Here is a 24,306-nt window from a genome sequence, read left to right on the forward strand (position 1 = left end):
TCCGGCCTGTTTTGCTAGTGCCAATTATCATGCAATGCGGTGCCAAATCCCATACACCCTTACTCCAAAGCCAGTCGTTTCGTAAGGGTAACAACACCTGAAAATAAAAAGGGGTCGCGAGATAAAATTTCGTACCCCCCTGAATTATATGGTCTGGATGGAGTGATTCGAACACTCGCCCCCTAGCACCCCATGCTCTTTTGCCAGGTACTCGGGAGTAAGCGGGACAAGCTCCCACGTATTCTTGGCAGGCCCCTGCTCAGAACAGAAGATGCCCCAAACACGATCACGGATGCCACTCAAAAAATGACAGACCACATGCCCCCCTGTCGAAATTTCCTGAATCGCACCGTTGCCACGCACCTTTCCAAAAATCCGAACAAATCTACTCACTCTAATCTACAGGGGCGAACGCTAATGCTCCGTCGATAACAAGCAGGGGCACGTTGTGGACGTTCATGGAGAAGTCGTGACGCAGCGGGATGAGTACAACGAGATTCCGTTTTTTAACGAATATTACGAGGACGATCATCCCGTACTTGTGATTCTCAAATCTGAAAAAATCCACGAGCTAACTCTCAATTCTGTTGCACTCTGTTCCTCGATTCAAATGACACGGTCTATCTAAGTCCCTGATATTACAAGAGGACATTCTCATTTTTGATGGTCACCTAGGCTAAGCCACTGATTCGACGAATTCGTTGTTGACGCCTAAAAGGTTCTCAGCACGCCTATGTCAGCATAAATGATCGCGAGCATGATTCCGCCGACCCGCGCGTCGAAGAGCCTGCGCTCAAAACACATGGGCGAACTGTAGGCATCTCCGCACAGTTGTATGAGGTCTACGAGCGCTATATCCAGAGCGAACGGCGCCCTTTGCGTAACGGAAAACCGATGAAATTGCTGTACCGCTATTTGTTCATCTCGAATCGTGGCCGCCCGCTGTCGATCCGCGCGTTGTCGAACGTCCTTGATCGGCTGTTTCTGACCATTGAGCTGGCTCAGCCGGGGTTGTTGCCTACACTTTCTGCACATGACTTTCGCCACACATTTGCAGACCGGTTTTTGGCTTACCTGGTCGAAAAGCGTGGGCATGACCTCGAGCGGGCCACGCCGGCAGTCATCAACCAATCTCCAGGGCGTTTATCTTTCCATCATGAACACTGAAGGTGTATGTCACTACCGCAGGACTGCCGGGAAAATTACCGGAGAGCCGCACGCTGATCACCGACTTTGCCTCATCCTCCTGACTGTCCACGGGTTCGGCCGTGTATTGGTACTTCGCTTTCGCTGCCGCTCTCCATGCGGTGATGGCATCAATACCCACGATGGTTTTTCCTTCATCCAGGACTGTCGCATCCTGCGTAAATACTGTGTTTAAGGTGCCGACGTCGGTGCCGGTCTCACTTGTAAAATAGGCTTCAATGGCTGGATGCCGAGTAATACTCATCGAGTTATTCTCCTGATAGACAAGTGCTACTCATGATCAGCGCCTCAGCCAAACTCGACAAGAACGCACGAAAAAGTAAGTGACTACCAATGAGCCATAACAAGGTCTACACGCCTGATTCAGCTGCCGAAGATGTCAATGCCGTATTTGCACTACTGCGCGGCAGATGGAAACTGGTCATTTTGTTTCATCTCTTCGATGGCAAGGTTCAGCGCTTTTCAGATCTCGAACGCGTGGTCAGTGGCATATCTCAAAAAATGCTGGCTCAACAACTGCGGGGGCTGGAGCAAGATGGGCTGGTGATACGTACCGTCTACGACGAAAAACCACCTCGAGTGGACTACCGCCTGACGGCTTGGGGACAAAAGCTTTGTCCGGTGCTTGATGGCATGTTGAAGTGGGCCGAGGCCGACCACGAACAGGTATCACCCTCCTCCTCTCTTCCGGCCTAGGTGTCCGGGGGCCGGGCTCTGGTTACGACGGCGGTATAGCAAGGCGCCCGGTTGCGTGGCTGAACGCTAGGCGGTAGATCGCTCGGGCTTGAGCGCGCCTGGTGATTACGATCTACGCTAAGACACTGGCGCCTTTAGTCGCCAAGAATACCTTCGTGGAGCAAGCTGTCCCTGCTGGTGTCGTTGGTGTGGCTCATGCGAGATTTGGACGCAGTGAGTACATCCGAGTAACAGTCGCCTGCTGGTCATAAATCAGACAGATGGCACTTAGGTTGTCTAAAGTTGTGACGCACGGCGCAGATAACTCGTATGTCATCTCCACGCGCAACACAGTTCAAGGATCGAACTCATGACCCAGCGTCAATCCAGCCGCACTCCCCCTCTCGCTCATCCGCGTTTTCGCTGGTTCGCTTTGATCCCGGTGGTACCTGCCGTGATTTGGACACTGGTGCAATCAACCTCTGCGGCCAACCTGGCGGCTTGCGCGGTACTGGTGCTGATCGGCCTCGGTGCCTGCGCCTGGAGCGCGAGTTCGCAGCGTAATGCCGTGCAGCTAGGCATCGCGCAGGTGCAGGCGGCTCAGGCCGACGCGGGCGCAGCGCGCAACGGTATGGCCTCGCGGGCACAGCTGGATGAGGTGTTGCTGGGCGCCATGCCGATCTGGGCCAAGCAGGTGGAAAGCTCGCGCCATCAGACCGAAGAAGCGATTGTGAGCCTGGCTAACCGGTTTACCGGGATCGCTACGCGCTTGCAGGAAACGGTACACGCCTCGCAGCACGCTGCCGGAGAACTGGATGGGCACGCCGCCGATGGGCCGCTTGAGGCGCTGGCACGCAGCGACAGTGAACTGAGCCAGGTGATCAACTCGCTCAAGGCCACGCAAAGCAGCCGTGATCAAACCCTGGCCCAGGTCCGCAGCCTGACCGCCTACACCGGCGAACTGCGCACCATGGCCGCTGATGTGGCCGCGATTGCTGCACAAACCAACCTACTGGCCCTCAACGCAGCCATCGAGGCGGCGCGGGCCGGTGAGGCCGGTCGTGGCTTCGCGGTGGTGGCCGATGCGGTGCGCAGCCTGTCGAGCAAATCCAGTGAAACCGGCCAGCAGATGTCGGCCAAGGTCGACATCATCAATAACGCCATTACGCAATTGGTGCTCGCTGCGTCCAGCAACGCCGACCAGGACAGCCATTCGGTGGCCGAATCCGAAAACAGTATTCAAGTGGTGCTCGAGCGCTTCCAGAACATCACCGGGCGTCTGGCCGACTCCGCCGACCTGCTCAAGCAGGAAAGCTACGGCATCCGCGATGAGATGACCGAAGTGCTGGTCAACCTGCAATTCCAGGATCGGGTCAGCCAGATCCTCAGTCACGTGCGCGACAACATGCACGCTTTGCATGAGCACCTCCTGCAAGCCAGCCTGGCCCCCGACCAGGCGGTCGCCGTCGACGCCCGGCAGTGGCTGGCGCGCATGGAAGCCACCTATGCCACCGACGAGCAACGGCGCATCCACCATGGCGATGCGGCCGCGCAGCACAATTCTCAAGACATTACTTTCTTTTAGGAGTACCCCATGGCGAAGAATGTATTAGTGGTCGACGACTCCAGCAGTGTGCGGCAGGTGGTCGGTATTGCCTTGAAAAGTGCCGGTTACGACGTGATCGAAGCCAGCGACGGCCGGGATGCCCTTGGCAAGCTCACCGGGCAGAAGGTGCACCTGATCATCAGCGACGTGAACATGCCCCACATGGACGGCATCACCTTCATCAAGGAGGTCAAGAAGCTGGCCAATTACAAGTTCACGCCTATCATCATGCTGACCACTGAGTCCCAGGAGTCGAAGAAGGCCGAGGGTCAGGCCGCTGGCGCCAAGGCCTGGGTGGTCAAGCCGTTCCAGCCGGCGCAGATGCTGGCGGCGGTGTCCAAACTGATACTGCCCTGAACCCCGGCGCCAGGGAGGCTCCATGCCGATCACCATCGACACCTTCGACGACACTGCCCGCGTGCGCATTGACGGTGAGCTGACGATTTACACCGTCGCGGAACTGGCAGGTGCGCTGCTGCCGCAGATCGGCGCGTCGCCACGCCTTGAGCTGGACCTGTCCCAGGTCACGGAAATGGATGGCGCCGGCTTGCAGTTGCTCGCGGTCATCCGGCGTGAGGCCGGCGTCAGCGGTACAGGCTTGAGCGTGACCGGCCAGAGCCAGGTGGTCATCCAGGCGCTCCAACTGTGTCGCAGTGAGGCCTCATAGTCAGCGCTTCCCACGTTTTTTGATCGACAAGGAAAGGTCCGGTGAGCATCAATCTCGATCAGGCACAGCAGACATTCATCGTTGAGGCACGCGAGCTGTTGCAGGACATGGAGCAATCCCTGCTGCAATTGGAAAGCGAGCCCGCCGACCAGGATGCCATTGGCGCGATTTTCCGCGCCGCCCACACCATCAAGGGTTCGGCGGGCCTATTCGGTCTGGCGTCGATCGTGGGGTTCACGCATATCGTCGAAAACGTGCTCGACCACCTGCGCGAAGGCAGTGTGGCGGTGGACGCCGCGTTGATCGCGCTGCTGCTCAAGTGCGGTGACCACATGCTCGAATTGATCGAAGTGGTCGCCGACCGCGGTGAGACGCCGACGCCCGCCGCGCTGGAGCGCGGTGAGGCATTGCGCGAGGCACTGAGTGCCTATTCGCCGCTGCCAACCACCGCTGTCAGCGTCGACACCGCTGAGGTGGGCGACGACGCGGCGGTGGAAGTGCTTTGGCATATTGACCTGCGCTTCGGCGTGGATGTCTTCCGCAACGGCATGGACCCGTTGTCGTTCCTGCGTTACCTCGACACCCTGGGCACGCTGTTGCAGGTCACCACCTTGACTCAGCACATTCCGCCCGCCGCCAGCTGGGACCCGGAAAGCTGCTATCTGGGCTTCGAGATTGACCTGCGCTCGACGGCCAGCCACGCCACCCTCAAGGAGGTATTCGACTTTGTGCGTGATGACTGTGAAGTGCAGATCAGCGCCGTAGACGAAGCGCCTGAGGGCACGGCGGCCATCGCTCGCGACCTGGTCACCCAGGCCGAACCCGCCTTGATGCCAGCAGCATCGCCGCGTCCGGCGCCCAGTGAGGTGAAGACCCGCGACGGCAATTACGTGCGCGTCAACGCCGACAAGCTCGACGAGTTGATCAATCTGGTCGGCGAGTTGGTGATTGCCAGCGCCGGCGCTAACCTGCTGGCCCGCTCCTCTAACAATGACCCGTTGCAAGAGGCGGCTTCGACGGTCTCGGGGCTGGTGGAAGAGATCCTCGATGGCGCCCTGCACTTGCGCATGATCCCCATCGGCGACACGTTCAACCGCTTCCGCCGCGTGGTGCGCGATATCAGCCAGGAACTGGGCAAGGACATCGAACTGATCATCAGCGGTGCGGAAACCGAACTGGACAAGACCGTGGTCGAGAAGATCGGCGACCCGCTGATGCATCTATTGCGCAATGCCATGGACCACGGTATCGAAAGCGCCGATGCGCGGCGTGCGGCCGGCAAGTCGGCGAAGGGCCATCTGAGCCTCAATGCCTACCATGACTCGGGGAGCATCGTCATTGAGATCGCCGACGACGGCGCCGGGCTCAACCGCGACCGCATCCTGCAGAAGGCTCAGGAACGCGGGCTGGTGGCCAGTGGTGCGCTGCTCACCGACCAGGAGATCTATAACCTGATCTTCGAAGCGGGTTTCTCCACCGCCGAGGCCGTGACCAACCTGTCCGGGCGCGGCGTCGGCATGGACGTGGTCAAGCGCAATATCACCTTGTTGCGCGGCACCGTCGACCTCGACAGCCGCCCCGGCAAGGGCACCGTGGTGCGCATTCGCTTGCCGCTGACCCTGGCGATCATCAATGGGTTCATGGTCGGCATCGACCAATCTACCTATGTGATTCCGCTGGACATGGTCCAGGAGTGTATCGAGCTGGATGAAGACCTGCGCCAGTCCAGCCGTGACACGGGATATCTGGACCTGCGTGGCGAAGTGTTGCCACTGGTGCACCTGCGCGATCACTTCAATCACGAAGGCCCGGTCGCCCGACGTCAGAATGTGGTGGTAGTGCGCAATGCCGAGCATAAGGCCGGGCTGGTGGTCGATGACCTGCTCGGCGAGTTCCAGACCGTGATCAAACCCCTGGGCAAGTTGTTCGGCGCACTGCGCGGCATCAGCGGCTCGACCATATTGGGCAGCGGCGCGGTGGCCTTGATTCTGGATGTACCAGTACTGCTCAACCAAATCGTACAACTGGAAGCCCGCACAACCCCGGCGCCTCAGTCGCCACCGGTCGTTGCCCGCTGACGCATTTGCAATTCCATGGAGGTTCCCCGATGAAATGGTTCTACGATCTTAAGATTTCCACCAAGTTGATCAGCTCGTTCCTGCTGGTCCTGGTGCTCACCGGGGCGATGGGCGGCTTCGCCATCCACCAGCTCGGTGAGGTCAACCATGCGGCCCAGGACATCAAGGGCAACTGGATGCCCTCCATGCGCGCAGCCGCCGGCATGCGTTTTTTTGCCGCCAACTACCGTTTGAAAGAAAACCGCCACATCGCTACCGAAATTCCCGAGGAAAAGGTCCAGGCCGAACACGAAGCCACCGAAGCGCGCCAGCAGTTCGAAACCCGCATGGGCACCTACGAGCAATTGCTGTCCAACGATGAAGACCGTCAACTCCTGACCAGCGTCAAAAGCGCTTGGGACGCCTACCTTGCAAGCAGCAAGCAGGTGCTTGAGTTTTCTCGCCAGAACCAGAACGCCCAGGCGAGCGGTTTGCTCAGGGGAGAATCCAGGGGGTATTTCGATGAGGTGACCGCTCGGCTGCAGAAAATGGTCGAGTTCAACGACGCCGGCGCGAGCGCCGCCGGCGACAAAGGCTCGGCGCTGTATGAAAGCGCACGTGTGTCAATCATCGCGGTACTGGTCGCGGCCCTGCTGATCGGCCTGGGCCTGGCGGTATTCATCGCACGGATCATTTCCCGCCCGTTGCGCCAGGCCGCGAGCGCCGCCGAGCAATTGGCTGAAGGCAACCTCAACGCACACATCGAGCCCGGTGGCAAAGATGAAACCGGCATGGTGCTCAACGCCATGCGCAACATGGTCGGCAAGCTGGCACATATCATCGGTGAAGTGCGCAATGCCGCCGATAACCTGGCCAGCGCCTCCGAGGAGGTCAGCGCCACCGCGCAATCGATGAGCCAGGCCACCAGTGAACAGGCCGCCAGCGTCGAGGAAACCAGTGCGTCGGTGGAGCAGATGAGCGCCAGCATCAACCAGAACACCGAAAACGCCAAGGTCACCGATGGCATGGCCAGCAAGGCCGCCAAGGAAGCCACCGAGGGCGGCGAATCGGTACAGCAGACGGTGGTGGCGATGAAGAAAATCGCCCAGCGCATCAGCATCATTGATGACATCGCCTACCAGACCAATCTCCTTGCGCTCAATGCCGCCATCGAGGCCGCCCGGGCCGGCGAGCATGGCAAGGGTTTCGCAGTGGTCGCCGCCGAAGTGCGCAAGCTGGCTGAACGCAGCCAGGTAGCCGCCCAGGAAATCGGTGAGCTGTCCTCCAGCAGCGTGGACATGGCCGAGAAAGCCGGCAAGTTGCTCGACGAAATGGTGCCTTCCATCAACAAGACGTCCGACCTTGTGCAGGAAATCAGCGCCGCGTCCGAGGAACAGGCGGCCGGAGTCGCGCAGATCAACACAGCGATGACCCAGCTCAACCAGGTGACCCAGCAAAATGCCTCGAGCAGCGAGGAACTGGCGGCCACGGCCGAAGAAATGAGCAGCCAGGCCGAGCAACTGCAACAGGCCATGAGCTTCTTCGTGCTGGATTCGGCGCCCAAGGCCGCGGTTCAAAGCAGCAGCGTGGACAGCCCCGGCAGCAAGCCTAACTGCCAGCAGCCACAGCCCAAACCACAGGCACCGCGCAAGGCATTCGCCTACACCATGGCCAGTGCCCCGGACGAAGCGGACTTCACCCGCTTCTGATCGCACGATCAAGGTGGGCCTACTAGGGAGAGTGATATGGGCGCAGTAATGACGACTCGGCAGGCCGCTGTGGCGGTAGATGAGGATGCGCAGTACCTGACCTTCATGCTTGGCGGCGAAATGTTCGCCATCGGCATTCTGGGGATCAAGGAAATTATCGAATACGGCAGCCTGACGGTGGTTCCGATGATGCCGGCTTTCGTGCGCGGGGTGATCAACCTGCGCGGCGCGGTGGTACCGGTGGTGGATTTATCCGCTCGCTTTGGGCGGGCCAACTCGGCGATCACCCGACGCTCCTGCGTGATCATCATCGAAGCGAGTACCGACGATGGCCAGCCCCAGGATATCGGGCTGTTGGTCGATACGGTGTCTGCGGTGCGGGAGATCCCGGTCACGCAGATCGAGCCGCCACCGAACTTCGGCGCGCGAATTCGTGCCGATTTCATCAGTGGCATGGCCAAAGTCGACGGCAAGTTCGTGATCGTGCTGGAGGTGAACAAGGTGTTGTCCATCGATGAGACGTCCAGCCTCGCCGAGGCCGGCCAGGCGCCGACCCTCGACCTCGACCCGCGTTGAGGCCCCGACCATGCCAGACAACGCTTGCATCGATGATCGTGAATTCGGTCAGTTCCAGAGCTGGCTATACCGCGCGGCCGGGATCAACCTTTCGCCAACCAAGAAAGCGTTGGTGGCCGGGCGCCTGTTCAAGCGCCTCAAGCACTATGAACTGCAGAGCTATAGTGAGTATTTCAAGCTGATCATGAATGACCAGCGCAAGGGCGAACTGCAGGTCGCGCTGGATTTATTGACCACCAACGAAACGTATTTTTTCCGCGAGCCCAAGCACTTCGAATTCCTGCGTCAGCAGGTACTGCCCCACGCCGCGCCGAGCAAAGTGTTTCGCGTGTGGAGCGCGGCCAGTTCCTCGGGCGAAGAGCCCTACAGCCTGGCGATGACCCTGGCCGAAAGCCTCGGCACCACGCCTTGGGAAGTGACCGGCTCGGACATCAGCACCCAAATGCTGGCCAAGGCGCGCACGGGCCATTACTCCATGGAACGCACCGAGACATTGCCCCAGCCGCTGCTGGCCAAGTATTGCCTCAAGGGCATTGGCCGCCAGGCGGGCACCTTCCTGATCGACAAGGCTTTGCGTAGCCGCGTCAATTTTGTCCAGGTCAACCTTAACGAGGCGTTGCCTGCCCTGGGGGAGTTCGAGGTGATCTTCCTACGCAACGTGATGATTTATTTCGATCAGCAGACCAAGCGCCAAGTGGTCGCACGCCTGCTGCCGCTGCTCAAATCCGGCGGTTATTTGATCATCAGTCACTCGGAAAGCCTCCACGGTGTCAATGACACCTTGAAGCTGGTGGCACCGTCGATTTACCGCAAGCCATGAAAAAGCCTATCGGTGCAGCCGAAGTAGTATTGGCACCTGGCCAGGTGTGTTTTTCGACGCGACCGACGCGCCTGCGGACCTTGCTCGGTTCCTGCGTGGCGATCACCTTTTGGCACCCGCAACGACTGATTGGCGGCATGTGCCACTTCATGCTGCCGGGGCGCTTGCGCAATCATCAGTGCCTGGACGGCAGATATGCCGACGAAGCTCTGGAACTGCTGCTGCGCCACGCCCAGGCGAATGGCACCCAGGCACTCGATTACCAAGTCAAGTTGTTCGGCGGCGGCGAGATGTTTCCCAACCTGCGGCGCCAACTGCCGGCGCAGAACGTGGCCAGCCAGAATATCCGCGCAGCGCTGGCCCTGGCCGAGCGTCATCACCTGCACCTGACGGCCCAGGACATGGGCAGTACCGGTTACCGCACGATCATGTTCGACCTATGGAACGGCAACGTCTGGGTTCGGCACCAACCAATGGGAACACTTCAAGAAGATGCCTACCAAAAAAATCAGTGTACTGCTGGTCGATGACTCGGCCGTGGTGCGCCAGGTACTGCAGGCGATTCTTAGCGATACGCCAGATATTCACGTGATGGGCGCTGCCTCCGACCCGATTTTTGCCATGGATAAACTCTCGCGGGAATGGCCGGACGTGATCGTGCTGGACGTAGAAATGCCGCGCATGGACGGCATCACGTTTCTCAAGAAAATCATGAGTGAGCGGCCGACGCCGGTGGTGATCTGTTCCTCGCTGACGCAGAAAGGCGCGGAAACCTCGCTGCAGGCGCTGTCGGCGGGCGCTGTGGAAATCATCACCAAGCCGAGTACGGGGTTGAAGAACTTCCTGATCGAATCGGCAGCCGAGTTGGTGGCCGCCATCCGTGCTGCCGCGAATTCCAACGTCAGGAACCTGGGCAAGCGCAGCGCCAGGCCGGCGCCATCACCGCCTCCGGCCAGCAAGCTCAGTGCGGATGCGATCCTGCCCGCCGGCAATGGCCATGCGATGGCTCAGACCACCGAGCGTATCGTCGCCATCGGCACCTCCACCGGCGGCACCCAAGCGCTGGAAGCGGTGCTGACCGCACTGCCGCGGGTGTGCCCAGGTATAGTGATCGTGCAGCACATGCCTGAGAAGTTCACCGCTTCGTTCGCCGAGCGTCTCAACAGCGTCTGCGAGCTCGAAGTGCGCGAGGCGCGCAACAACGACCGCATCCTGCCGGGCCTGGCCCTCATCGCGCCTGGCGGCAAGCACCTGATGGTCACCCGCAGTGGTGCCTATTATCACGCCCAGGTTATCGACGGACCGCTGGTTAACAGGCATCGCCCTTCGGTGGATGTGCTGTTTCGCTCGGTTGCCCGGTTTGCGGGCAGGAACGCCACCGGCATCATCATGACGGGCATGGGCGACGACGGCGCGCGCGGACTCAAAGAAATGCTCGAGGCCGGCGCCGCGACAGTCGCCCAGGACGAAGCCAGTTGCGTGGTGTTCGGCATGCCCAAGGAAGCCATCAAACTCAACGCCGCTCAACGCATCATGGCACTGGAGGATATTCATCAAGCGATTTTGTATAAGTGAACGCGAGCCGCCCATGACATTGCCTGATTGGCCTCAGGTTACCGTTTGAAAGCTGCCATTCGTAGAATGTCTGAACAGCCTCCTGTGGCCATCGATCGGCATCCCAACCATCATTTGACGTGGAGCGGCAACGTTTGGAATTAAGACAACTGCGCTATTTCGTAAAAATCCTCGAACACGGCAGCTTGGGACGCGCAGCCCTTGAACTGGACGTCGGCGTATCAGCCCTTAGCCAACAGATCGCGAAACTTGAAAGTGAGCTGTCAACCCGTCTCCTTAATCGCACCACTACGGGTGTCACGCCGACCAGCTCTGGTATGGCGTTCCTGCACCATGCCCAGCTGTGTTTGCGGCAAGCTGAAAATGCGATCCTGGCCGCTCACCGTGGGCGAATGAGTGGCTATGTCACCGTCGGAATGGCGCCCACGACTGCCACTGTGCTTGCCCTGCCATTGATCAACGCAATGCGAGAGCGCTACCCGGATATTCAATTGCACCTGGTCGAGATGCTGTCCGGGCATTTGGCCACGCAACTCAATGCTCGCCAGATCGACCTGGCCATTGTGTTTCAACTCGAAGGGGGCAAGCGCTGGAGCGTGACACCGCTGCTCGACGAAAAACTATTTGTCATCAGTTCACCGCACCTGCCCCATGCACCACAAGGAACGCGCATGCAACTGGCGGATCTGGGGCAACTTCCACTGGTGATGCCGAGCGCGCAACACGGTTTGCGTTCTACGCTGATGGTTGCGTTTGAACGTTCGGGGTTGGCGCCCAATATCCTCATGGAAGTGGATGGTCTTGCCGTATTGATGAACGCCGTACGCGCAGGTCATGCTGCGACCATCCAGCCCGGTGCGGCAGCGGCGCTCAAAGGTGAGTCGGGACTTTCAGTGGTGGAAATATCCGATGCTCACGTAGGTCGACGAAACCTGTTGGCGACACTGCCGGATGATGAGCTTGCTCCCGCTGCGCTGGCGGCGCGGGTAGTTATTACGGATGTCGCTCGACAGTTGGTCGTTGATCAACAATGGCCGGGGGCGTCGTGGATCGAGGGCGTCGCCCCATGATCCCGGCGCCCTCCTCCTCTCGGCTGCCAATAATGGTGTGATCCGCAGCAAAGCCTTTATAAAAACTAAACACCTCGACTGGTTTTGCGCCTTTCGGCAACACGCTGACCGCCCTACCTTCTCCCCCCTCGCGAGGAGCACTTCGTTCATGCCTCCTTGCGATTGAGGAGTGATGATGATCGACGTATTAGTAATTGGCGGCGGCAATGCCGCCTTGTGTGCGGCGTTGATGGCGCGAGAGGCCGGCGCTAGCGTGATGCTGCTGGAGGGCGCACCGAAAATCTGGCGCGGCGGCAACTCGCAACACACCCGAAACCTGCGATGCATGCACGAAGCACCGCAAGATGTATTGGTCGATGCCTATCCCGAAGAAGAATACTGGCAGGATCTGCTGAAGGTCACCGGCGGGATTACCAACGAAAAGCTTGCTCGTATTGTGATCCGCGCCTCGTCGAACTGCCGTGACTGGATGCGCTCCCACGGTGTGCATTTTCAGCCGTCGTTGTCCGGTGCTCTGCATGTTGCGCGTACCAATGCGTTTTTCATGGGCGGCGGCAAAGCCTTGGTCAACGCGTACTTCCGCAGCGCCGAGCGGCTGGGCGTGAAGATCCGCTACAACGCTCAAGTCACCGACATCGAGTTGAAGGACGGAGCATTCGTCGCGGCCCATCTCGGTGAGCGTGAGGTCGAGGGACAGCGTTTGCCTGCCGAGCGAATCCAGGCCAGGACCTGCGTTCTGGCGGCTGGCGGTTTCGAGTCGAACCGCGAGTGGCTGCGCGAGGCCTGGGGTCAGAACGAGCGCGGAGAATGGCCTTCTGACAACTTTCTGATTCGTGGGACGCGCTTCAATACCGGCGTGCTGCTTCAACGCATGCAGAACCTGGGCGCCGACTTTATCGGCGACCCAACCCAAGCACACATGGTGGCCATCGACGCGCGTGCGCCCCTGTATGACGGTGGTATCTGTACCCGTATCGATTGCGTATCGCTGGGCGTAGTGGTCAATCGCGACGGCGAACGCTTCTATGACGAAGGCGAGGATTTCTGGCCCAAGCGCTATGCCATCTGGGGCCGCCTGGTGGCGGGTCAACCCGGTCAACAGGCCTACTCAATCATCGATCAACAAGCCCTCGGCCGCTTCATGCCTCCGGTGTTTCCGGGCACTAAAGCCAACTCCCTGCAAGACCTGGCGCGCCAGTTGAAGCTTCCCGTGACGCAATTTGTCAAAACCATCGAGGCATACAACGCCGCCTGCCGCGTCGGCACGTTCGACCACACCGCGCTGGACAACTGCCACACCGAAGGTTTGACACCCGCCAAAACCCATTGGGCCCGCCCATTGGTAAAGCCCCCCTTCTGCGCCTACCCACTTAAGCCAGGCGTGACCTTCACCTATCTGGGGCTGGCTACCGACGATACCGCCGCCGTTCATTTCAACGGCAAGCCCAGCCCCAACCTGTTTGTCGCAGGAGAAATGATGGCGGGCAACGTATTGGGCAAGGGCTATACCGCCGGCATCGGCATGGCCATTGGTACCGCATTCGGTCGCATCGCCGGTGTGCAAGCCGCGGCTGCGGCCGGCTTCCTGACCCCTTCCTCCACGGAGCCCCAACATGCAGCTGTTTGACCCCAAGGCACCGGGCAATTTGATTCCCGTACTCAACCTTGACGAAAGCGAAGTTCAGCGACAAATGACCGTTTGCAACGCCTGCCGTTACTGCGAGGGCTTCTGCGCTGTATTCCCAGCCATGACAAGGCGTCTGGAGTTTTCTCAGGCGGATATCCACTACCTGGCGAACCTTTGCCATAACTGCGGTGCGTGCCTGCATGCCTGTCAGTACGCTGCCCCTCACGAATTCGAAATCAATGTGCCCAAGGCCATGGCCAAAGTCCGTCTCGACACTTATGCCGAGTACGCTTGGCCACAGGTGATGGGCAAGTTGTACCGGCGCAACGGGTTGGCTCTGGCGCTGGCATCCGGTGCAGGGCTGGCACTGTTCCTGTGCCTCACGTTGTTGGCGATGGGCAATCTGTTTACCGCAATGCCCGGGGGGAATTTCTACGGGATCTTCCCGCATAACACGCTGGCGCTGATGTTCGGTGCGGTCTTCGGTTTCGCGGTACTTGCCTTGACGATTGGCGTGCGGCGCTTCTGGCGCAACGTTTCACCGGCGGATGCGTCCCCGCAGGAAAAGACGGCCGCTGCACTGGAGGCCACAGCCAACGTCGCGCGCCTCAAATACCTGGACGGAGGTCATGGCGAGGGCTGCAATAACGCCGATGATCAGTTCACCCTGTGGCGGCGGCGTTTCCACCACTTCACCTTCTACGGCTTCATGTTGTGTTTCGCCGCCACCGGTGTCGCCACGCTTTACCATTTCCTGCTGGACTGGTCGGCACCCTACCCCGTCCTGAGTTTGCCGGTGATGCTGGGCATCGCAGGTGGAGTTGGCCTGCTGATAGGCCCCGCAGGCCTGTTGTGGTTGAACCTGCGTCGCAATCCTGAGCACGGCGACGAAAACCAGAAGCCCATGGATCGTGGCTTTATCGCGCTGCTGTTTCTAGTCAGCGCCAGCGGCCTGGCACTCCTGGCGTTTCGCGAAAGCGCTGCCCTGGGCTTGATGCTGGCGATCCATCTCGGCCTGGTCATGGCGTTTTTCCTGACCATGCCCTACAGCAAATTCGCCCATGGCATTTTCCGCAGCGCCGCGCTGCTCAAGTACTCCATCGAAAAACGCCAACCCAACCCGATTAACGCCGCAAGCGATTGATCGCAGCACCACTCATTCCAAAAACAATATTGATCACCACGGTAGCCATGATGAAAACAACAACTCAAGACACTCGATCCAAAGGGTCGAAACTGGGCGCCATCCTGCGGGTCACGAGCGGCAATTTTCTCGAACAGTTCGACTTCTTCCTGTTTGGGTTCTATGCAACTTACATCTCGCAGACATTCTTTCCGACTACCAGCGAGTTCGCCTCGTTAATGATGACCTTCGCCGTATTCGGTTCGGGATTTCTGATGCGGCCGCTGGGCGCTATCGTGCTGGGCGCTTACATCGACAAGGTGGGCCGGCGCAAGGGGCTGATCGTGACGCTGTCGATCATGGCCGCGGGCACTGTCTTGATCGCCTTGGTTCCAGGCTACGCCAGCATAGGCATCGCAGCGCCGATATTGGTGTTGCTCGGGCGCCTGTTGCAGGGATTCTCCGCGGGTGCGGAAATGGGTGGTGTTTCCGTGTACCTGGCTGAAATTGCCACGCCCGGACGCCGGGGCTTCTTTACCAGTTGGCAGTCGGCCAGCCAACAAGTGGCCATCATTCTTGCGGCTGCGTTGGGCTATTCAATTAACGCCTCCATGGAGGCTGCCGACGTTGCCGCCTGGGGCTGGCGTATCCCATTCTTCATTGGTTGCCTGATTATCCCGTTCATCTTCATTATTCGCCGCTCGCTACAGGAAACCGATGCATTCAAAGCGCGCAGCCATCACCCAAGCGCCAGTGAAGTCTTTCGCTCGATGCGGGACAACTGGCGCACGGTACTGGCTGGTGGTCTGTTAGCGTCGATGACCACCACCACGTTCTATCTCATTACCGTCTATACCCCGACTTTCGGCCGGTCGGTACTCAACCTGAGTACCAGTGACAGTCTGGTGGTCACGCTCTTCGTCGGCCTGAGCAACTTCATCTGGCTGCCCATCGGCGGTACGATTTCTGATCGCATTGGCCGTCGCCCCTTGTTGCTGGCGGTCTCCTTGCTGTGCATCTTCACCGCCTATCCCGCCATGCATTGGCTGGCCGCGGCGGCAAGTTTCGAACGACTGCTCGCTGTGCTGCTGTACTTCTCTTTCTTCTTTGGCATTTACAACGGCGCGATGGTTGCGGCATTGACCGAGGTGATGCCTCAGAACGTACGAGTCGTAGGGTTTTCCCTGGCATTCAGTTTGGCGACGGCTGTGTTCGGCGGCTTTACCCCCGCCGTATCAACAATCCTGGTGCAGGTAACAGGTGACAAGGCGTCGCCCGCCTACTGGCTGATGTTTGCAGCGTTGTGCGGATTCACAGCGACAACGATCCTGTATCGCAGGCCAAAAGCACTGCCCGTCAACGCTTGATGAAAGCGAGGGCTGGGAGGAAATCAGGACGTTGCGCTGAATAAATATCGCGCCTTGGCCTGCATTGACTCGTCTACGTATCAATGCAGGCCAAGGCGCACCTATCCCGTCCAACGCCCTGCCCCACCATCGACCTGACTGGCGCCGTACAGCACGGCATCAGATTTTGAATTGTCCCAGCAAGCTTTGCAGACGATTACCGATCATATACAACTCATCGACTGTCTTGACCCCGAGCTGAGTCTGGCCGGCCACGCTGTCAATGGCGCGCGCGATCTGATGCACCCCGCGGTTGATCTCTTCAGCCACCGAGGTCTGCTCCTCTGCAGCGCTCGCGATTTGTGCGTTCATCGCATTGATAGTGGCGATCAGTTCAACCGTGTTACCCAGAAACTCCCCCGCCTGATCGGCCTGAGCATTAGCACCTTGAGCGGCTTGGGTGGATTGGTGCATGGCACTGACTACGCCACCCGTGGTGCCCTTGAGACGCTCAACCATTGCCTGGATTTCCTCGGTACTGCGCTGAGTACGACTGGCCAGGGCTCGCACTTCATCAGCCACCACCGCAAACCCGCGCCCGGCAGCACCGGCACGGGCGGCTTCAATGGCCGCATTGAGTGCCAGAAGATTAGTCTGTTCAGCAATCGAGCGAATGACATCCAGCACGGTGACGATTGCGGTCACATCGTCTTGAAGACTCTTCATGGCGACACCGCTCTCATCAAGCTCCACGGCCAGTGCCTGAATTCGAGTCATGCTGCCATTGACTATTTGCCTGGCGTGGCGGGACTGTCTGTCGGTCTCGACGGCTGCATCTGCAGCACTTTGTGCACTGACCGACACTTCTTGTGCCGCCGATGACATCTGGTTTATCGCCGCAGCCACCTGGTCGGTTTCCTGGCGCTGCTGATCCATAGCGCGGTCGATTTGCCTGCTCTGCTCGGCCACATGGCTCACCGATCCATTCAAGTGCTCGCTCATGGCAACGATCTGGCTGACCAGGCTGTGAATCTTTTCGATAAACGCATTGAACGAACCGGCAAGTTGTCCCAGCTCATCTCGACTGACACGCGGCAGACGCCGCGTCAGATCACCCTCACCCGCCGCGATTTCGTCAAGATGGGTTCGGATCAGGGTCAGGGGCCGCAAACTGCGCCTGACGAGCAGTAGCGTCAGAGCCCCAATAATGCCAATCAGTGCGGTAGCGGTGATGGCAATGCTGTACATCAAATTGCGTACCCGTAGATCAACGTCGGCCCGCACCTTGGCGACCTGAACCTCAATGCTGTCCAGGTTGATCGCGGTGACCACGATCATGTCCCACTTGGGCAAATAAAAGCTGTATGCGAGCTTCGGCACGACTTTATCGGTGTTGACCACTCCACCTGAATAGTTGACGAAGTGAGTGTCATTTTTTGCCGCTGCAACCATTTCACGGTTCAAGAAAATCCCGTTGATGTCCTTGCGGTCACTCATGTTAATGCCGACGCCTTCGCTGCTGTCACCGCGAAACAGGCGCACAACCTGGCTGTCATACCCGATGAAATAGCCGTCATCACCATACTTCACTTTCGACAAGCGGCTGATTGCCAAGGCCCGGCTGGAGGAATCCCCGGGAGCAGCTCGATCATAAAGCTCGGCTATAGAAGTGCGCGCAATGCTCGCGTAATCCTTGAGCCGTATGCGGCTCTCCTCAAGCAGTCGCTCGCGGGTCTGAGTGACTTCCTGCTCGGCCTGGGACTGCAAAGTGCCGCGGGCGCTCAAACCTAAAACCAGAGCAAACAACATCACGGGTAATAAGGTCAGCAACAGTATTTTGGTTTTGAACGACATCGTTGAAATCCTTTACCCAATCCTATGAAGCCGCCGCAGAAGAGGCGGCCTGCGACAATCGCAAGGCCGCGTTCAGGAGATCACCAGAGGGCGATGTCGTAGGTAAAGTAGATCCGGTTGCTGTCACGGCCACGGGAATAATCAGAGCGATAAACGTAGTTACGCAACCGCACACCCAGACCTTTGAAGGTGCCTTGTTGCACGACGTACGCCAGTTCGGCATCACGCTCCCACTCTTTTACCGCGGTGTTGGACTTACCGTCGTTACCACTCAGATACCGGGTGGAGAACGTCAGGCCCGGCACGCCGACGGCAGCAAAGTTATAGCCGTAGTTGAGCATCCAGGTTTTTTCATCCTCCTCGACGAACTTACCTATGCCGGCGTTGCTGAAGGAGTAAATCGTTGCACCGCTGATAAAAGGCAATCCGGCATCACCCCTGAGGGTCTGGTAGCCGCCACCGAAGGTATGGCCGGAAATGGCGTAGGACAGTTGCCCGCTGAGCATGTCGTTGTCGATCTTGCCCCCGTAGGCAGAGCCCGTATCGATACTGTTGAAGTAGCGCAAATCACTGGTCAGCACGCCGCCGCCCAAGGGTAGATCGTGCTGGATACCTGCAAAATTCTGACGATAAAAGTTTTCCAGTTCGCCGTAGAAGTAACTCAAACGAACGCTTTTCCCCAACTTGTATTCGGCCCCGGCATAGCTGAAGTCCCCTGATTTATCTCCGCGATAACCGTCGGGCACGATCGGCATGCTGTCGGTGGAGTCACGCAGCTTGAATCGATCCAGGTAACCCCCGGTGAGAGTGAGGTTCTCGATGTCGACGCTACTGATCTGTGTGCCTTGATACGTTTGCGGCAATAGTCGCGCATCGTTGTAGATCAGCACTGGAGTCTTGGGTAACAAGGTGCCGTATTTGACCGTGGTCTTGGCCAGTCGGACCTTGGCAGTCATACCCAGGCTTGCGAATTCGTCAGCCGCGCGACCGTCATCATGGACGGGCAACAAGCCAGTGCCGCTGCGGCCACGGCCGGAATCGAGCTTGACCCCGAGCAGGCCAAGGGCATCCACCCCAAACCCGATGGTGCCGGGGGTAAACCCTGACTGGTAATCCAACAGAAATCCTTGGGCCCACTCGGTTCGCTCGCTCTTGGCCGTCCTTGCCGATTTCGCACTCAAGCCATGCTCGTCGCGGAAATTTTCATTGAAATAGACGTTGCGCAATTGCAGCTTGAGCTTGCTGTCATCGATAAATCCTTCTGCATTGGCACTGGTCAGCGGCAACAAACCAAGAAGTGAAAACAGCGCCCGTCGGGTGTGCAAAGTGGTCATGGCAAACTACTCATTGTTGTTTTTAGAGTGCAGGACAGTGCGCGCCTCGCTCGCGAGGCGCGTCAGGAAAAAACAGGTGGTGTTGGCGAATTCAGGTGAAGAGACTGATCGCCCCGGTCAGCAGGGCTAGCGCGGTAATCACCAGGGAGGTGAGTACCGCCCATTTGACGGTGGCTCTCTGGAAGTCGCCGATGTCGCGATCAACCATCCCTACCAGCAACAGGGTTGAAGCTACCAACGGACTCATCAGGTGTACCGGCTGGCCGAGAATCGATGCGCGGGCGATCTCCACCGGGTCAATGCCATACGCCGCAGCGGCATTCGCCAGGATGGGCACCACGCCGAAGTAGTAAGCATCGTTGGACAGCACGAAGGTCAGCGGCATGCTGGTAATTGCCACTACCAGTGGGAACAGATGCCCCCAAGACGGCGGAATCCAGTCAACCAGGGTTTGCGCCAGAGAGTCGACCATCTTGGTGCCCGAAAAAATCCCGGCAAAGATACCGGCGGCAAATACCAGAAGTACGACGGTCATCGCGTTGCCCGAATGGGCAAGGATGCGCTCCTTCTGAATATCCAGTTGCGGATAGTTGATCATCAGCGCCAGTACGAACCCGATCAGGAACAGGATCGCGGAATGCATGATCCCCATCACCAGTGCGATCATCACCGCGATCACCAACAGCAGGTTGACGTAGGCCAGCTTCGGGCGCTTGTGCGGAGTGTCTTCAAGAATCGCCTTGATGTAGCAATCGCCGCCGCCGCTTTCCAATTGGATATTACCGATACGCTTGCGCTCGGCACGACCCAGCAGGAAGGCGGTGAAGACCACCCACATCGCACCGCCGATCATGGTCGGCAGCAAGGGCACGAAATAGGCACCGGCATCCAGGCCCAGCGCCGCGATCGCCCGGGTCGCTGGCCCTCCCCAGGGGGTCATGCCACTCATGATGCTCAGAGAAAGCATGGCAATGGTCGCCAGAATCATTGGATTCATCCCGATACGTTTGTATAGGGGAAGCATTGCCGCACAGGTAATCATGTAGGTGGTGGTGCCATCACCGTCCAGGGCCACCACCAGCGACAGCAACGCTGTGCCAACAGCGATTTTCATCGGGTCGCCGTTGACGCGTTTGAGGATCTTGCGAATCAGCGGGTCAAACAGGCCGGCGTCGATCATCAAGCCAAAAAACAAGATCGCGAACAGCAGAAGCGCAGCCGAAGGCGCGACCATTTTCAAGCCATCGAGCATCATCTTGCCGGTAGTGCCACCGAAACCGCCAATGACGGCAAACACAATCGGCACCACTGTCAGGGCGACAATCGGCGACAACCGTTTGGTCATTATCAGGACGGTGAAGACCACCACCATGGCCAAGCCAAGTAATGCGAGCATAGGTAAGTTCTCTTGTTCTTATGAGTAGCGTGGCCGACGCACAGGCGTACGACCCCGTGCCCGCCAGATGGCCCGATCAACGGTACCTGGCGGGGGGTTGTTCTTGAGGTAATTAAAGGGTCTAGAGTCGGCCGCGGCCGGTTAGACGTGTTCCGTGACCCTCAGGCCATCCCAGTCCGCGTTCTGAACCTGGGTTGGGTTCACAGCGGGCGAAGGTTTACCGTCCAGCGTCCGCAGCAGTGTTTCGCGATCGCAGGCGTTCTCCGAGATGGACATCACCACGGTAGCCACGGCGTTGCTGGCCAGGCTGGTCAGCGCCCGGGCTTCCGACATGAAGCGGTCGATCCCGATCAGCAGGGCAAGGCCAGCCAGGGGAATGTCATGGATCACCGTCAGCGTCGACGCCAGTGCGACGAAACCGGCGCCGGTGACACCTGCTGCACCCTTCGAGGACAACAGCATGATGGCCAGCATGGTTACGGTCTGCATCAGGCTCAGTTCAATGTTGCAGGCCTGAGCAATAAATACCGCTGCCAGCGAGAGGTAGATCGCCGTGCCGTCGAGGTTGAACGAGTAACCCGTTGGCAGCACCAGCCCCACCACACCTTTTTTGCAACCCAGGGCCTGCAGCTTTTCCAACATTCGCGGCATCACCGGCTCGGTGGAGGAAGTCCCTAGCACCACCAGGAACTCTTCGCGCAAGTAGCGCAGCAACTTCCAGAGACTGAAGCCATTCGCCCGGCAAATGCTGCCCAGCACCACAAAGACGAAGAAGGCACAGGCGATGTACAACGTCATGATCAGCTTGGCCAGCGAACCCAACGAGGTAATACCGTACTGGCCCACAGTGAACGCCAAAGCGCCAAAGGCACCGATCGGAGCAACGCGCATCAGGTAGGAGAAGATCTTGAACACCATGTGCGAGGCGGATTCCAGTACATCCAGTACCGGCTTGCCACGCTCGCCTATGGCTGAAAGAGCAAAACCACACAGCACCGCAATGAACAACACCGGCAGCACTTCACCTTTATTGAAAGCACCGATGAAAGTATCGGGGATGATGTGCATGAAAAACTCGACCACTCCCAACTTCGCGGCGGAATCGGTGTACTGCGTCAGGCCCTTGGTGCTCAACTGGGTGGGGTCAATGTTCATGCCCACACCGGGTTTGAACAGGTAGACCGCCACCAGGCCGATAATCAAACTGATCACGGTCAACGCCAGGAACAGCAACATGGTCTTGCTCAACAGGCGACCGAGCGCACGTTTGTCGCTCATGCCGGCGATACCGGTGACGATGGTGCAGAACACCACCGGAGCGATCATCATCTTGATCAGCTTGATGAAGGCATCACCCAGCGGTTTCAAGGCAATGGCCTGTTGCGACCAGAAGTGCCCGACCAGCACGCCCAACAACACGGCGAAGAGAATCTGGAAGTAGAGCGATTTTACAACTTTCATGGCATCACCCATTTTTAGAATTGTGCTGATGCAAAGACGGCAATGACTAGGGGAAATTATCCGGCGAGTCGTTGGGAAGCCGTGGCGTAGACAAAACCGGAGAACAGCCTGCGTGATGTACGCACCACCGAGGCACGAATTGTCTCACCCTGAGCACCGGTGTAGGACAATACGACATCTATCCCGCCGCTTGGATGTTCAATGCGTACTTGCTTCAAGCGCGGCTCGCTAGCCCCGCCGAGCAATTGTGCGACAACACTGCCTGGCGTGACACAAGCGGTGGCCAGGCCGATGGAGCCAGTGATCGCCAAGGCGCGGTGGCAGTTGTGTGGCATGAAGTAGCGCACCTGGATGGTGCCGCCAGCCTTGGCCGGAGACACCAGTACAGGCTTGGGAATCACTTTGTCACTGACATCACCCAGGCCCATCGCCAACCCGGCTTGCAGTCGCAAGGCTTCCAGGCGGCGCAAGAACTCTTTGTCGGCATCCAACTCAGCAGGACTTTCATCACCGCGCTTACCCAGTTGGCCGGCTTCGATGATCATCATCGGCATTGCCATATCGATGCAGGTCATTGGAATGCCATCGATCAAATCCTGCGTTTGCCCAGTCGGGAAGAGTTTGCCGGTCTTGCTGCCCGCAGCATCCAGGAAGGTCAGTTGCACAGGAGCGGCAGTACCCGGCACACCATCGATGGCGGTGTCGCCTTCATAGCTGACCTGCCCATCGGGGGTCTGTACCTCGGCGTTCACAAAAGTCCCCGTGTTGAGGTTGCGAATACGCACGCGAGTCAGATCTTTGGAGGCTTTTACCAGCCCATGCTCAATGGCGAACGGGCCAACGGCGCACAGCATGTTGCCGCAATTGGGTGCGGTGTCGACTCGACGCTGGGAGACCATGACTTGCACAAACAGATAATCGACATCCGCCTCAGGATGCAGGGATGGGCTGACGATCGCCACCTTGCTGGTTTGTGGGCTACCACCACCGATGCCGTCAATTTCCAGCTCATGGCCAGAACCCATCAGGTTGAGCAGCAGCTCATCACGCTCGTCGATCGCAACAGGTAGATCCCAGGCGAGAAACACCGGGCCTTTGGAAGTACCACCGCGCATTAGCACACAGGGAATTCGTTGCATGAATACTGACTCTTGTTGATCAATCGGGGTAATTGTTGCCTTGTGAGCAAGAGTCGCAGGCTTTAAAATTTGTTTCCAATGCAAATATCAGCCTGATTATTGCGTTTGACGAATGATGATTTTAGGATGAACGGACTGAACAACACTCGTCTTCTGAGATAAAAAACGTGAATTATGAGCTGAACGACATCCGATCTTTCGTGAAAATCGCAGAACTTGGCAGCTTCCACGAAGCTGCCGATGCACTGCATCTCTCCCAGCCAGCCCTAAGTCGGAGAATGAAAAAGCTAGAAGAGGGATTAGGAACAGCCCTCCTCGATCGCACGACAAGGAGGGTAAGTCTTACTAGCGTTGGGCGAGACTTCCTACCCAAGGCACGACGCTTACTGGATGACTTTGACGACTCGATCCTTAACATCCGGGAGCTGGCGGAGCGGCAGAGCGGCCGTGTAACCCTGGCCTGTATCCCAACCGCCGCTTTCTACTTCCTCCCGACGGTGATCCGCCTCTACAACGAGCGCTATCCACAAATCCGCATTCGCTTGCTCGATCTCAGTGCAAACGAAGGGCTGGAGGCTGTTCTGCGTGGCGAAGCCGACTTTGGCATCAACATGATGAGCGGCCAGCACCCCGACATAGAGTTCGTGCCATTGGTCAACGAGCCTTTTGTTTTAGCGTGTCGACGCGACCATGAGCTGGCTGAGCGCAGTGCAGTCACCTGGTCGGAACTCAGCAATTACCGCCTTATCGGGGTCGGTCGCCTGAGCGGCAACCGCATGCTGCTTGACCACGCTTTGTCGGGCTTGAGCTGGCGTCCACAGTGGTTCTATGAGGTGCAACACCTGTCTACATCGCTGGGTCTGGTAGAAGCTGGATTAGGCGTCTCGGCGATGCCGAGCCTGGCAATGCCTGCTGAGGATCATCCAACATTGGTGAGCGTCCCGTTGATAGAGCCCATCGTCAACCGATCGTTGGGACTGGTGTACCGAAGAGGCGCCTCACTCTCTCCGGCAGCGGAAAAATTCGTCTCGATACTGCTGGAACAGTGGGAGCAGTGACCTCTTT

At 58.5% G+C, this 24,306-nt stretch carries 21 protein-coding genes and 1 pseudogene; 16 read left to right on the forward strand and 6 right to left on the reverse strand.

Annotated elements, in window-relative coordinates; all coding sequences use genetic code 11:
* Positions 1-714 precede the first annotated feature (714 nt).
* Positions 715-1,167 (forward strand): annotated as a pseudogene (locus LIY36_RS25310) (tyrosine-type recombinase/integrase); the annotation flags it as partial.
* Here the strand turns inward: LIY36_RS25310 and LIY36_RS25315 are convergent.
* On the reverse strand, positions 1,124-1,450 hold the full coding sequence (locus LIY36_RS25315; RefSeq protein WP_226457569.1) for a nuclear transport factor 2 family protein: 327 nt from the start codon (positions 1,448-1,450) through the stop codon (positions 1,124-1,126). The pseudogene LIY36_RS25310 and the gene LIY36_RS25315 overlap by 44 nt on opposite strands.
* A gap of 89 nt (positions 1,451-1,539) precedes the next feature.
* Here LIY36_RS25315 and LIY36_RS25320 point away from each other — a divergent pair, with 89 nt between their 5' ends.
* The 14 genes from LIY36_RS25320 to LIY36_RS25385 all read left to right on the forward strand — a co-directional run bounded on the left by LIY36_RS25320 (position 1,540) and on the right by LIY36_RS25385 (position 16,078).
* On the forward strand, positions 1,540-1,902 hold the full coding sequence (locus LIY36_RS25320; RefSeq protein ID WP_226457570.1) for a winged helix-turn-helix transcriptional regulator: 363 nt from the start codon (positions 1,540-1,542) through the stop codon (positions 1,900-1,902).
* Between the two features lie 652 nt (positions 1,903-2,554).
* Positions 2,555-3,466 (forward strand): methyl-accepting chemotaxis protein, encoded by a 912-nt coding sequence (locus LIY36_RS25325; protein ID WP_442962229.1) that lies wholly within the window; start codon positions 2,555-2,557, stop codon positions 3,464-3,466.
* Positions 3,467-3,475: 9 nt separating this feature from the next.
* Positions 3,476-3,844, forward strand: a complete 369-nt coding sequence (locus LIY36_RS25330; RefSeq protein ID WP_226457572.1) for a response regulator — start codon at positions 3,476-3,478, stop codon at positions 3,842-3,844.
* Positions 3,845-3,866: 22 nt separating this feature from the next.
* Entirely contained in the window at positions 3,867-4,154 is a 288-nt protein-coding gene (locus LIY36_RS25335; RefSeq protein ID WP_226457573.1) for an STAS domain-containing protein, read from the forward strand.
* Between the two features lie 41 nt (positions 4,155-4,195).
* Positions 4,196-6,232: a chemotaxis protein CheA gene (locus LIY36_RS25340; RefSeq protein ID WP_226457574.1), complete on the forward strand. Its 2,037-nt coding sequence runs from the start codon at positions 4,196-4,198 to the stop codon at positions 6,230-6,232.
* A gap of 29 nt (positions 6,233-6,261) precedes the next feature.
* Complete coding sequence (locus LIY36_RS25345; RefSeq protein WP_226457575.1) at positions 6,262-7,920, forward strand: methyl-accepting chemotaxis protein; 1,659 nt, start codon at positions 6,262-6,264, stop codon at positions 7,918-7,920.
* Positions 7,921-7,956: 36 nt separating this feature from the next.
* Positions 7,957-8,496, forward strand: coding sequence for a chemotaxis protein CheW (locus tag LIY36_RS25350; protein ID WP_226457576.1), 540 nt, complete (start codon positions 7,957-7,959; stop codon positions 8,494-8,496).
* Positions 8,497-8,506: 10 nt separating this feature from the next.
* Positions 8,507-9,316 carry a CheR family methyltransferase gene (locus LIY36_RS25355; RefSeq protein ID WP_226457577.1) on the forward strand — a complete coding sequence of 270 codons (810 nt, stop codon included), beginning with the start codon at positions 8,507-8,509 and terminating at the stop codon, positions 9,314-9,316.
* Positions 9,313-9,846, forward strand: a complete 534-nt coding sequence (gene cheD, locus LIY36_RS25360) for a chemoreceptor glutamine deamidase CheD (protein ID WP_226457578.1) — start codon at positions 9,313-9,315, stop codon at positions 9,844-9,846. Before LIY36_RS25355 ends, cheD begins: the two co-directional genes overlap by 4 nt.
* A complete protein-coding gene (locus LIY36_RS25365) occupies positions 9,809-10,891 on the forward strand; it encodes a protein-glutamate methylesterase/protein-glutamine glutaminase (RefSeq protein ID WP_226457579.1) in 1,083 nt (360 codons plus the stop codon). Before cheD ends, LIY36_RS25365 begins: the two co-directional genes overlap by 38 nt.
* 134 nt (positions 10,892-11,025) lie before the next feature.
* Positions 11,026-11,961, forward strand: a complete 936-nt coding sequence (locus LIY36_RS25370) for a LysR family transcriptional regulator (protein ID WP_226457580.1) — start codon at positions 11,026-11,028, stop codon at positions 11,959-11,961.
* A 175-nt stretch (positions 11,962-12,136) separates the two neighbouring features.
* Positions 12,137-13,588 carry an FAD-dependent tricarballylate dehydrogenase TcuA gene (gene tcuA, locus LIY36_RS25375; protein WP_226457581.1) on the forward strand — a complete coding sequence of 484 codons (1,452 nt, stop codon included), beginning with the start codon at positions 12,137-12,139 and terminating at the stop codon, positions 13,586-13,588.
* Positions 13,575-14,732 (forward strand): tricarballylate utilization 4Fe-4S protein TcuB, encoded by a 1,158-nt coding sequence (gene tcuB / locus LIY36_RS25380; RefSeq protein ID WP_226457582.1) that lies wholly within the window; start codon positions 13,575-13,577, stop codon positions 14,730-14,732. The genes tcuA and tcuB overlap by 14 nt, the downstream gene beginning before the upstream one ends.
* 47 nt (positions 14,733-14,779) lie before the next feature.
* Complete coding sequence (locus LIY36_RS25385) at positions 14,780-16,078, forward strand: MFS transporter (RefSeq protein ID WP_226457605.1); 1,299 nt, start codon at positions 14,780-14,782, stop codon at positions 16,076-16,078.
* A gap of 159 nt (positions 16,079-16,237) precedes the next feature.
* Here LIY36_RS25385 and LIY36_RS25390 read toward each other — a convergent pair whose 3' ends face one another.
* From LIY36_RS25390 to LIY36_RS25410, 5 genes are all read right to left on the reverse strand, one after another.
* The gene (locus LIY36_RS25390) at positions 16,238-17,911 is read right to left on the reverse strand and encodes a methyl-accepting chemotaxis protein (protein ID WP_226457583.1); all 1,674 of its coding nucleotides are present in this window, start codon (positions 17,909-17,911) and stop codon (positions 16,238-16,240) included.
* Positions 17,912-17,991: 80 nt separating this feature from the next.
* Complete coding sequence (locus tag LIY36_RS25395) at positions 17,992-19,245, reverse strand: OprD family porin (RefSeq protein ID WP_226457584.1); 1,254 nt, start codon at positions 19,243-19,245, stop codon at positions 17,992-17,994.
* Positions 19,246-19,336: 91 nt separating this feature from the next.
* On the reverse strand, positions 19,337-20,641 hold the full coding sequence (locus LIY36_RS25400; protein ID WP_192300098.1) for a CitMHS family transporter: 1,305 nt from the start codon (positions 20,639-20,641) through the stop codon (positions 19,337-19,339).
* A 141-nt stretch (positions 20,642-20,782) separates the two neighbouring features.
* Positions 20,783-22,114: a dicarboxylate/amino acid:cation symporter gene (locus tag LIY36_RS25405; RefSeq protein ID WP_226457585.1), complete on the reverse strand. Its 1,332-nt coding sequence runs from the start codon at positions 22,112-22,114 to the stop codon at positions 20,783-20,785.
* Positions 22,115-22,158: 44 nt separating this feature from the next.
* Entirely contained in the window at positions 22,159-23,241 is a 1,083-nt protein-coding gene (locus LIY36_RS25410; protein WP_226457586.1) for a 4-oxalomesaconate tautomerase, read from the reverse strand.
* 167 nt (positions 23,242-23,408) lie between these two features.
* Between LIY36_RS25410 and LIY36_RS25415 the strand changes: the two genes are divergently transcribed.
* On the forward strand, positions 23,409-24,299 hold the full coding sequence (locus LIY36_RS25415) for a LysR family transcriptional regulator (protein ID WP_192300101.1): 891 nt from the start codon (positions 23,409-23,411) through the stop codon (positions 24,297-24,299).
* The last annotated feature ends 7 nt before the right edge of the window (positions 24,300-24,306 follow it).

The organism is Pseudomonas sp. AF03-9 (genome assembly GCF_020515815.1).
GTDB lineage: Bacteria > Pseudomonadota > Gammaproteobacteria > Pseudomonadales > Pseudomonadaceae > Aquipseudomonas.

Bases quoted from the DNA above. Each gene is read 5' to 3' on its own strand.
- LIY36_RS25330 (WP_226457572.1), top strand. From the start codon at position 3,476: ATGGCGAAGAATGTATTAGTGGTCGACGACTCCAGCAGTGTGCGGCAG.
- LIY36_RS25335 (WP_226457573.1), top strand. From the start codon at position 3,867: ATGCCGATCACCATCGACACCTTCGACGACACTGCCCGCGTGCGCATT.
- LIY36_RS25320 (WP_226457570.1), top strand. From the start codon at position 1,540: ATGAGCCATAACAAGGTCTACACGCCTGATTCAGCTGCCGAAGATGTC.
- tcuA (WP_226457581.1), top strand. From the start codon at position 12,137: ATGATCGACGTATTAGTAATTGGCGGCGGCAATGCCGCCTTGTGTGCG.
- LIY36_RS25345 (WP_226457575.1), top strand. From the start codon at position 6,262: ATGAAATGGTTCTACGATCTTAAGATTTCCACCAAGTTGATCAGCTCG.
- LIY36_RS25355 (WP_226457577.1), top strand. From the start codon at position 8,507: ATGCCAGACAACGCTTGCATCGATGATCGTGAATTCGGTCAGTTCCAG.
- LIY36_RS25395 (WP_226457584.1), bottom strand. From the start codon at position 19,245: ATGACCACTTTGCACACCCGACGGGCGCTGTTTTCACTTCTTGGTTTG.
- LIY36_RS25390 (WP_226457583.1), bottom strand. From the start codon at position 17,911: ATGTCGTTCAAAACCAAAATACTGTTGCTGACCTTATTACCCGTGATG.
- LIY36_RS25400 (WP_192300098.1), bottom strand. From the start codon at position 20,641: ATGCTCGCATTACTTGGCTTGGCCATGGTGGTGGTCTTCACCGTCCTG.
- LIY36_RS25385 (WP_226457605.1), top strand. From the start codon at position 14,780: ATGATGAAAACAACAACTCAAGACACTCGATCCAAAGGGTCGAAACTG.
- tcuB (WP_226457582.1), top strand. From the start codon at position 13,575: ATGCAGCTGTTTGACCCCAAGGCACCGGGCAATTTGATTCCCGTACTC.
- LIY36_RS25325 (WP_442962229.1), top strand. From the start codon at position 2,555: ATGCCGATCTGGGCCAAGCAGGTGGAAAGCTCGCGCCATCAGACCGAA.
- cheD (WP_226457578.1), top strand. From the start codon at position 9,313: ATGAAAAAGCCTATCGGTGCAGCCGAAGTAGTATTGGCACCTGGCCAG.
- LIY36_RS25405 (WP_226457585.1), bottom strand. From the start codon at position 22,114: ATGGGTGATGCCATGAAAGTTGTAAAATCGCTCTACTTCCAGATTCTC.
- LIY36_RS25365 (WP_226457579.1), top strand. From the start codon at position 9,809: ATGCCTACCAAAAAAATCAGTGTACTGCTGGTCGATGACTCGGCCGTG.
- LIY36_RS25315 (WP_226457569.1), bottom strand. From the start codon at position 1,450: ATGAGTATTACTCGGCATCCAGCCATTGAAGCCTATTTTACAAGTGAG.
- LIY36_RS25350 (WP_226457576.1), top strand. From the start codon at position 7,957: ATGGGCGCAGTAATGACGACTCGGCAGGCCGCTGTGGCGGTAGATGAG.
- LIY36_RS25410 (WP_226457586.1), bottom strand. From the start codon at position 23,241: ATGCAACGAATTCCCTGTGTGCTAATGCGCGGTGGTACTTCCAAAGGC.